Here is an 8,956-nt window from a genome sequence, read left to right as displayed (position 1 = left end):
CATCTATTATTAGGCTAATAGGGGTTTTGGGAGAAACTCTATTTACAATCCCGCTGATGCCGGTCAAACATAGCGCAGGAAGGAGGTGAATCCTCGGCTGTTAAGCATCAAGCGCGATTTGGGAAATTATTTGGCAAATGAATTTAATTAATTAATTTCCGTTAAGGAGGAAAATTAAGATGAAGAAAATTATTATGGCAATTGCTGTTGTGGCCCTGATTGCACCACCGGCCCTGGCAGTCGATTGGAATTTTTACGGCTCTGCCCGTATGCAAACCTTTTACAACTCCCGCGATTTTGGGAACACCACCGATGTCTCGGATCTTGACGGCGGAAGCCCGGCCTTACCCGATAATTTCGACGAAGACGATCAGGTCAGATGGGATCTGCAAGGCAACTCCCGTCTGGGTGCAACCGTCAGAGCCGAAAACATCAGAGGCCGTTTCGAATTCGGTATCAATGAATCCTCTGTCTCCTCTCGTAGAATTTTCGGTACCTGGGATTTTGGCGCGGCCACATTGAAGGTTGGAAAAGACTACGGCCCGGTCACCCAGTTTCTTTCCGGTCAGGCGTTTGACACCGACCTCGGTCTGCTGGGTTACGGTGCTGCCTACGGCGGCCGTAACGGCCAGGTTGCCCTGGCCTTCGGCGGCTTTGAGGTTGCGCTGATCACCAACCAGGGTGATGACCTCAGAGGCTTAACCACCGGTGATGTCGATCAATACCTGCCCAGAATCGAAGCCGGATGGGGCATGTCTTTTGACACCTGGAATTTCGGGCTCCTCGGCGGTTTCCAATGGTTTGAAATCGAAGATGCCGGCCCCAACTCCGAAGATGTCGATGTGACTTCCTGGCTTATCGGCGGTGACGTTGGTGTTAACTTTGGCCCGGTTTATCTGAAAGCGGCCGGTTCCTATGGCCAGAACTGGTCCGATGCCGGTTGGTCAGCTGGCGGAACGTCGGGCAGTTCTTCACAAGCCGCCGCTACATTTGACGGCGATGATGACACCGATGATGTCGATGTCGGACAGGCCCTTCTGGTCGCCGGCTGGAAATTCACCGATAACCTGACCTTTGAAGCCGGTTACGGATTTCTGTATACGGATTCCGATGCGCCGGGTGAAGATGACGCTGATACCCATGCGTTTTATGTGCAGGCTGTTATCGCCATGGCACCGGGCGTATGGCTGCTGCCCGAAGTCGGTTACTTTGATTTTGGTGATGACTTCAGCGATGACGGCAACGGAAAAGATGCCGGTGACCAGCTGTATGTCGGCGCCAAATGGCAGATCGACTTCTAAGTCATCCACAGCGTTACGCTGTAGCTTAACTTAGTAGGCCAAAAAAAATTAAACCCGGGGTGGTATCTCACCCCGGGTTTTTTTGTGTAAAAAATGGGCGGGGTTACTCCTCGCCCATTAAATTGTTTCTGCCCCATATCCACAATTGTAGGTTTTAGGTATACCCCTTGCTGTAAATCTCCTTCCAATCTGGCCAAACTTCTGATCCAGACCATCGGTAACGCATCGGTTCGTCGATAATTTTTGCGCGAATCGGATTCTCCCAAATATAGCAGGCAACATTGTGCAGAGAGTCTTCTTTACGGATGGCATGATCAAAAAAACTGCGTTGCCATAATTTCTGTCCGGCTTCGATAGAACGAGCGATGGGAGTTAATCTGCCCTTAAATAAGCGAATAAAATTAATGATATTCTTACCCTGAATAAGAAGGTGGATGTGATCCGGCATGATGCACCAAGCGAAAATCTTTATTTTGTGAAATGAGGATAATTCTTTGATGAATTGAACCGATACTTGGCAAAGATGAGAATACTGGCTGAACCACGGATATTTGCGATGGGTATTTATGGTGATAAAGAAAGCTCGACCTTGATCATAGACTGAACCTGGTAGACGTATCTTTTTGCGCACAGGGAAACGGCTCATGATTTCAGAGTGCAGGAATTAAATAAAGCTGAGATGTGGAACGGAATAAGCCCACGGGCGGGGATAAACCCCGCCCCTAAATGAGCGATCAAACAGTGTTGTGTAAGGGCGGGGTTTATCCCCGCCCGTGCTGAATGCTTTACCAAAAATAACATCAGGACGGCAGCTCATAGGCGATGATCGTGCTTTTGGGTTCGCCGATCAGCACAATTGAGCCTTCACTGAGGATAACCGCAGCCACCAGCTCCAGTTTTCCGTCGTTGTCAAAATCTGCAATGGCGTAATCACGCACAAATCCCGAAATTTTGCGGGTCTTCCAGCGGGTTTGTAAACCCAGACCATCCCAGGCCATGGACTCAAAGTGGGCATTGGTAAATTTTCTGAACTTTTCAAGATGCCCTCTGGCAACATCGTAGTTTTTGGCCACGATCACTTCGGTATCACCATCCGCATTCGTATCGCTGACCAGCAGGCGCATGGGATAATATAAAGGGTTTCGGATTTCACCGCGATACTGTTGTTCCCCGATACTAAAAAGGGTGCTACCGCCGTATTTATCGGTGCTTTGCCAGATTTGTTTACCGTTGGCGTCAATTAGTTGGATGCGATCGGTTTCCTTATATGCAACAGCGGTTTCCTGCTTGTTGTTGAGGACGTCGCCCAGTGCAAAGCCCATGACCTGTATGACCCTGGGGGTTTTTATTTCGCCTTCCGGTTCATAACTGGAATTTTTCCACTGCAGATCAAAAATACGACCCGAAAAAGGCTTTTTGACGCGATGTTTTTGCCCGAGCAGCATTTTGCCGCGGTTGGGCACATCGGCAACCCGGTAATACCAGGGGCTGCCATCGACAATCTTGATAAAATTGCTGCCGTCATATTCGAAAACCGATGATTCTATGATTCGGCGGGTTGAACTCAGGCTGGTTACAAAGATTTCCGGATACCCGTTATCGTTGATATCGGCGATATCAAGACCGATATTGACGCGGCTGCCGTTTTGTTTGATGTCGTGGGCTTTATAAAACTTGCCGCTCTCAGCGCGGTAAACAATCAGCTCTCTTGGGGTCGCCACAACGGTTTCAATTTTGCCGTCGCGGTCAACATCCCCAATAGCCAGGCCGTTTATCAAGTGCCTGAAGCTGGCACTGCGCCAGAATTTTTGAAACTCAGACGCCTCATCGGTCCCTGACATGATAAACGGAGAGCCTTCGCCTTCTATACCGCCACGTCCTTTGACCAGCTTTTCAGGATGGGCCTGACGGTCATCTTTTGGTGCCGCAGGGGCGGTGGTCTCTGTGGATGGCGGAGCTTTTTGGGCCACTTGCGGCTGTCGGCCGAATACGGCGGCATTGATTTGGGTGGCCATCAGGTTGACTTTGGTGATAATGCCGCCCAGATCCTGACTCTGGTCAAAAAAGCTTGTGGTGGGGCTTTCTCCACTGACATCCACCATTTTGGCATCCAGACTGATGCTGTTTCCAAACACCGTGACACTGCCAAACAAAGTGTAGTCCGCATTTAAGCCGGTGCCGATGCTGCGGGCCACTGACTCGGTTATCGGATCGGGACTTCCTGCAGCCTTGACGGCATTCTCAGCCTCCTGTCGACTGATGACATCCACTTCGCCTTCTTTGGCAAGCCGTGTGGTCAGCATGTCAAAGATGCCGCTTTGTAAAAAGGACATATCCTTTTCAGCATTGATTTTAAACGGCAACAGGGCAATACGCTTGGGCTCGGCGGCATTCGCCGAAAAATTAAAGGACAACATAGTTGTCATTAATAATATGATGATAATTAGACGGTTTGTCTTATATTTTAAGAACGGTGCCATTACTCTCCTTTAATTTTTGTCCGTGGTTGGTTGTTTGTTGTCCGTTGTCGGGTTAATATTCAGCGGACAACGGACTACTGGCAACGGACTGCACCTATAAACTGCTTAATGCAAGACACTAATTGACATCATTTTTCTAATTTACGTTTTAGGATTTCATTGACCAGTTTCGGGTTGGCCTTACCGCGCGTTTCCTTCATGACCTGGCCAACAAAAAACCCCAGCAACTTGGTTTTGCCGTTTTGAAAGGCTTTGACTTCTGAGGGGTTGGCATTCAAAACTGTTGAGACAATATTTTCAAGGGCGTTTGAATCTGAAATTTGAACCAGACCCTTTTCTTCAACAATCTGGCGGGCAGATTTGCCCGATCGGGCCATGTCGTCAAATACGGTTTTGGCGATTTTACCACTAATGGTCCCATCGTCAACCAGTTTGAGCAGCTGCGCCAGATTCGAAGCCGCAATGGGCGTCTGGTCAATGGTCTTGCCTTCCGCATTCAACCAGCCCAGCAATGATCCCATGATCCAGTTGCTGACCGCTTTGGGCTCATTAAAATCCTCTAAACAGGCCTCATAATATTCTGCCAGTGCTCGATCGGCGGTTAAAATGTCAGCATCATACGAAGGTAAACCGTATTCAGCCACAAAGCGTTTCTTTTTTTCAGCCGGGAGTTCGGGTAAAACCTGGCGCACTGTTTCAATCCAGCCGTCCTCAATGACCAGCGGCAGAAGATCCGGGTCAGGAAAATAACGGTAGTCATGGGCTTCTTCTTTGCTGCGCATCGATTGGGTGCGCTGCTTCTCAGGGTCCCAGAGTCGGGTTTCCTGAATCACTTCGCCGCCGTCGGTTATAATTTCTCGCTGGCGGTTGATTTCATACTGCAGGGCCTTTTCGACATGTTTGAATGAATTCAGATTTTTTATTTCGGTGCGTGTACCGAACGTCTCTGCACCAGCCGGCCGAATTGATACGTTGGCATCACAGCGGAAACTACCCTCCTCCAGGTTGCCATCACAGATACTCAGATAACGGACGATGGCCCGCAGTTGCCGCAAATAAGCGCCGGCTGCTTCGGGGGATCGAATATCCGGCTCGCTGACAATTTCAATTAAGGGAACCCCGGTGCGATTAAAATCAACTTGACTGACAGGCCGTCCGGGGTCATGATTTAATTTGCCGGCATCCTCCTCCATGTGGATGCGTGTAATGCCGATTTGATGTATGTCGCCATTCACTTCGACAGCCACCTGGCCATTTCGAGCAATGGGCAGTTCATACTGCGATATCTGGTAGCCTTTGGGCAGGTCGGGATAAAAATAATTTTTGCGGGCAAATCGGCTAACCGACTCGATGTCGCATCCAGTGGCCAGCGCCATTCGCATCGTATACTCCACCACTTTTTTATTTAGCACTGGCAACACGCCTGGCATCCCTAAACACACCGGGCAGGTATGGGTGTTGGGCGGCGCGCCAAAAGCGGTGGAGCAGGCGCAAAAAATCTTTGTTTTCGTTTTTAGCTGGGCATGAATTTCAAGCCCGATAACCGGTTCATATTCCATAAAATTCAAAACATTATCTTTTTTGAGATTTAAAATATGCAGTTATGCTCTGTATTATTAAAAAGTCACCCGCAAGTCAACTCCGGGATCAGCCCCTGGGGCCATTTGGCGGATGATGCCCTGTCACGGTTCATAGCTTCCAGACGATAGTTCCAACAATTTGGACGACAGTTGACAACCACCATCGACAGACCACGATAAAGAATATGTGTGAATCTACGCCGCCTGAGTTGCAAAAAATTTAAAAAAGTGCTGCATGATAAATTTAACCGTGGCTTTGTTGATGTGGAAATTATCGCGGCCATCGGAAAAATAGGTCCGCCCACTCAAGGGCTGGTAAATGGTTGCCATTTCAAAGGCCGGAAAATAATAGACGTTCTCATGGCGCGCGGTAAATTCATCGGCTACCGCCCGCAGGGTCGCCTTGGAATTGCAGCTGGCACTGATGACATCCATATCATGCCGAAAGGTGGCCCACAAATTGACAGGTGACAACGTAATGATGATTTTGCATTTTGCATTATGGGCGGCCATAATCTCATAAATGCGTTCCAGATTGTTGAGGTTTTGAGCATAACGGCTGACCAGAAATTGATACCGGCTCATATCCCCACCCTCATCAACATAAGGCCCGGCCGGCACACAGATCACAGAACCGTCGATGGTATCTTGCCAAATTTCGGTCAGGCCCAGGGTGAGTATGAGTACCTCAGCCTGCTGCAGAACCTTGCGGGAAAAAGTGCGATGCTTCTCAAAGTCCTTCTCAGCTTCTCCAAGACGGTCATAAAGAACAACGCGACGATAGGGGTCCTGGATTTTTTTTGACTTAGGCGCCGTCCACCAGCGCAGATCCGGCTGCCAGTGCTCAAAGGTATATTCAAAAATCTGGCGCAGGCAATGGGTGCTGTAAACCCGTTCCCAGGCGGCGCTGGCATGCATAGATGCCGGATGGTGGGTTTCTTCAGTGATGTAGTGGTAATCGCGCTGAATGAGGCGGCGTTTAATCTCGCGGGCAAAACACGAGCCCATCGAGACAATCGGTGTTTGTGGTGTAATGGTAAAACGACCTTTTTCGGGCGCAGGAAAATTGCCGTCCACCGGCGGGTTATCAAAAGAACCAGGCCAGACCTGCCAGTTCTCAAATTGATGGACAGGACGTCTATCTGATGGTGCCATTGTCTGATCCTTATTTTGAATGATGTCTAGGTCAAAATTGGACTTCTTGCAAAAAACCAGAAACGGAGTCTTTTTGCGAGTGTATTTTGTATTTGGTGTTTATGGTTTAGCAGTCTAACATTCCGATATGGCAACACATATTTTATTCCAAACACCCAATTCCAAACACGGATTGAGTTCGACTTTTTACCAAGGCATTAAAATTGTGTTTGAACATCATATCTTTCAACCCGGTGAGCCATACCAACCTTTCAGCGTCATGGTTTTAAATACGGATGCCCATACACCGGTGGGCCTTCTCTTTATAACAAATTGACAGCCTGAAAGAAAGCCGTGGATTTGGTGCGCCGTCTGAAACCATTGGCGGCACTAACAGTTAACTAATAATTATTAAAATCAGTATGTTATATAAATATTTGCGGTGCCTAAAACAGCAATGGTGTTGGTATTTGTCACTTGTGCCTGCAAATCGATCTTCTGTCTAACGGTCCGATTTCCAACCATTTCTTGACAAAAACCATCAGCTTCTTTTATATGAATACATTTTGTAAAGCGGCCTTTAACATGATTGCATCTTTAACCGGGAGCATGGATGGCACGAAACTCGACCTATAACATTATGATGTACTCCCACGACACCTACGGACTGGGACATATCCGCCGAACGATGGCGATCGCTGCCCATCTGTTGGGGCCCCGCATCAATATCCTCATTTTGACCGGTTCACCCATAGCCGGCCGCTTCTCGTTTCCCGAACAAATCGATTTTGTGCGCATTCCGGGGATGATCAAAAAAACCAATGACGAATATCTGCCGCTGTCGATTAAAATCAATGCCCGGCACGCTCTGGATATCCGCAAAAATATTATTACCGCCACCGCCAAAACCTTCCAACCCCAGCTTTTTATCGTGGACAAAGAGCCGCTCGGCCTGCGCAAGGAGGTGTTGCCAACCCTTAAGTGGCTGAAGCGTTCCCTTCCCAATACCCGCGCTATTTTAGGCCTCAGAGATATCATGGATGATGCTGCTACGGTTAAAAGAGATTGGCAGGATAAAGGCGTTTATGAAATATTGCAAAACTTGTATTCGGAAATATGGGTATACGGCAATCGCGAATTTTACGACCCGATCAAAGAATATGAGATCACCGATGCGGTCAGTCAAAAAATACACTTTACCGGGTATATCCCGCGCAAGATACCCGGCCCGGAGGCGGTCAGCAATATCCGCAAAGAGTTGGCTGTCAAACCCGATGACAAGCTGGTGGTTGTCACCACCGGCGGTGGCGGAGACGGCTATCTGGTGATGCGCAATTACGTGAACATGCTCGAATCTGCTGAAAAACCGCTGCCTTTTAAAAGCGTTTTGATTACCGGCCCGTTTATGCCCAAAAACAAACGTCGCAAAATATTTAAGCGCGCCAGAAGGCTGGGCGTGCGGGGATATCATTTCTATCGCCAAATGGAAAAAATATTTGCGGCGGCGAATTTGGTGGTCTGTATGGGGGGCTACAATACGCTGTGTGAAATTTTAAACCAGGGCACACCCAGCCTGGTGATCCCCCGTGAAACGCCGCGCAAAGAGCAGTTGATTCGTGCCCAGGCATTCAAGCGCCATCAACTGGTTGATTACATCCCATGGGCTGATCTGGGACCGGACATTTTGCAGGAGAAAATCTTTTCCTTTCTGGAAAACCCCGCGCCCTATGTTGAGGCCATTTCACAATTTCGATTTACCGGAATCGAGACCATGCAAAAACGCATTCAGGATTTCAGGTCTAAACGATCATGAATGCACCCCACCAGCCTTATTTAGGTATGATTTTAAAGGGTTATCCCCGAATCTCCGAAACCTTTATATCCAATGAAATTCTGCTGCTGGAAAAAATGGGTTTTCCGATCCATTTGTTTTCCATGCGCCAGCCTAGGGAAAACTTCACCCACCAGAGTGTAACCCAAATCCAAGCCCAAGTTGACTATTTACCGGAGACCCTGCTGCGGCCGCTGCCGCGGCTAATGCTCCATAACTCTTTGCTGGCTGCCCAGCGGCCGACCGCATATGCCCGTGCTTTAAAAATTGCGTTGAAACGCTTTTTACGAACCCGCAAATCGGCCACCCTTAAGCATCTGTTTCAGGCCGGCTATCTGGTGCGGTCTTTGTTGCCCGCTCACCCCAGCCTGCATTTGCATGCCCATTTTGCCCATTCGCCGGCTTCAGTGGCCATGTTTGCCAGTATACTCAGTGGGTTGCCGTTTAGTTTCACCGCCCATGCTAAGGACATCTATACATCTGATCCAAGACAGCTGCGAGAAAAAATGACGTTTGCCCAATTTGTCATTACGTGCACCGAATACAACCGCCGTTATTTAAAGGCGCTGGTTGATGGGGCCCAACGCCCGGTTTACTGCGTTTATCATGGCATCGATACCGAGCTGTTTT

Annotated in this window: 7 protein-coding genes; 3 read left to right on the top strand and 4 right to left on the bottom strand. The window is 48.7% G+C overall.

The annotated features are described in order from the left end of the window. The first annotated feature begins 179 nt into the window (after nt 1-179). A complete protein-coding gene (locus QNJ26_21495; protein ID MDJ0988129.1) occupies nt 180-1,301 on the top strand; it encodes a hypothetical protein in 1,122 nt (373 codons plus the stop codon). A gap of 154 nt (nt 1,302-1,455) precedes the next feature. Here QNJ26_21495 and QNJ26_21490 read toward each other — a convergent pair whose 3' ends face one another. The 4 genes from QNJ26_21490 to QNJ26_21475 form a co-directional block, all read right to left on the bottom strand. Then, complete coding sequence (locus QNJ26_21490; GenBank protein ID MDJ0988128.1) at nt 1,456-1,932, bottom strand: transposase; 477 nt, start codon at nt 1,930-1,932, stop codon at nt 1,456-1,458. Between the two features lie 169 nt (nt 1,933-2,101). Further along, entirely contained in the window at nt 2,102-3,781 is a 1,680-nt protein-coding gene (locus tag QNJ26_21485; protein MDJ0988127.1) for an FG-GAP-like repeat-containing protein, read from the bottom strand. Between the two features lie 128 nt (nt 3,782-3,909). Continuing rightward, nucleotides 3,910-5,340 (bottom strand): Asp-tRNA(Asn)/Glu-tRNA(Gln) amidotransferase subunit GatB, encoded by a 1,431-nt coding sequence (gatB, locus tag QNJ26_21480; GenBank protein ID MDJ0988126.1) that lies wholly within the window; start codon nt 5,338-5,340, stop codon nt 3,910-3,912. A gap of 216 nt (nt 5,341-5,556) precedes the next feature. Then, nucleotides 5,557-6,516, bottom strand: coding sequence for a GSCFA domain-containing protein (locus QNJ26_21475; protein ID MDJ0988125.1), 960 nt, complete (start codon nt 6,514-6,516; stop codon nt 5,557-5,559). Between the two features lie 592 nt (nt 6,517-7,108). On the opposite strand from QNJ26_21475, the gene QNJ26_21470 reads away from it, so the two are divergent. Together QNJ26_21470 and QNJ26_21465 are read left to right on the top strand one after the other, a co-directional pair. After that, nucleotides 7,109-8,308, top strand: coding sequence for a glycosyltransferase (locus QNJ26_21470; GenBank protein MDJ0988124.1), 1,200 nt, complete (start codon nt 7,109-7,111; stop codon nt 8,306-8,308). Further along, nucleotides 8,305-8,956 (top strand): glycosyltransferase (locus QNJ26_21465; protein ID MDJ0988123.1); only part of this gene is annotated, 652 nt, incomplete at its 3' end. The genes QNJ26_21470 and QNJ26_21465, both read left to right, overlap by 4 nt.

The organism is Desulfobacterales bacterium, assembly GCA_030066985.1.
GTDB lineage: Bacteria > Desulfobacterota > Desulfobacteria > Desulfobacterales > JAHEIW01 > JAHEIW01.
Note: the sequence above shows the minus strand (reverse complement) of the source record. Positions and strands in the feature narration are given on the sequence as shown.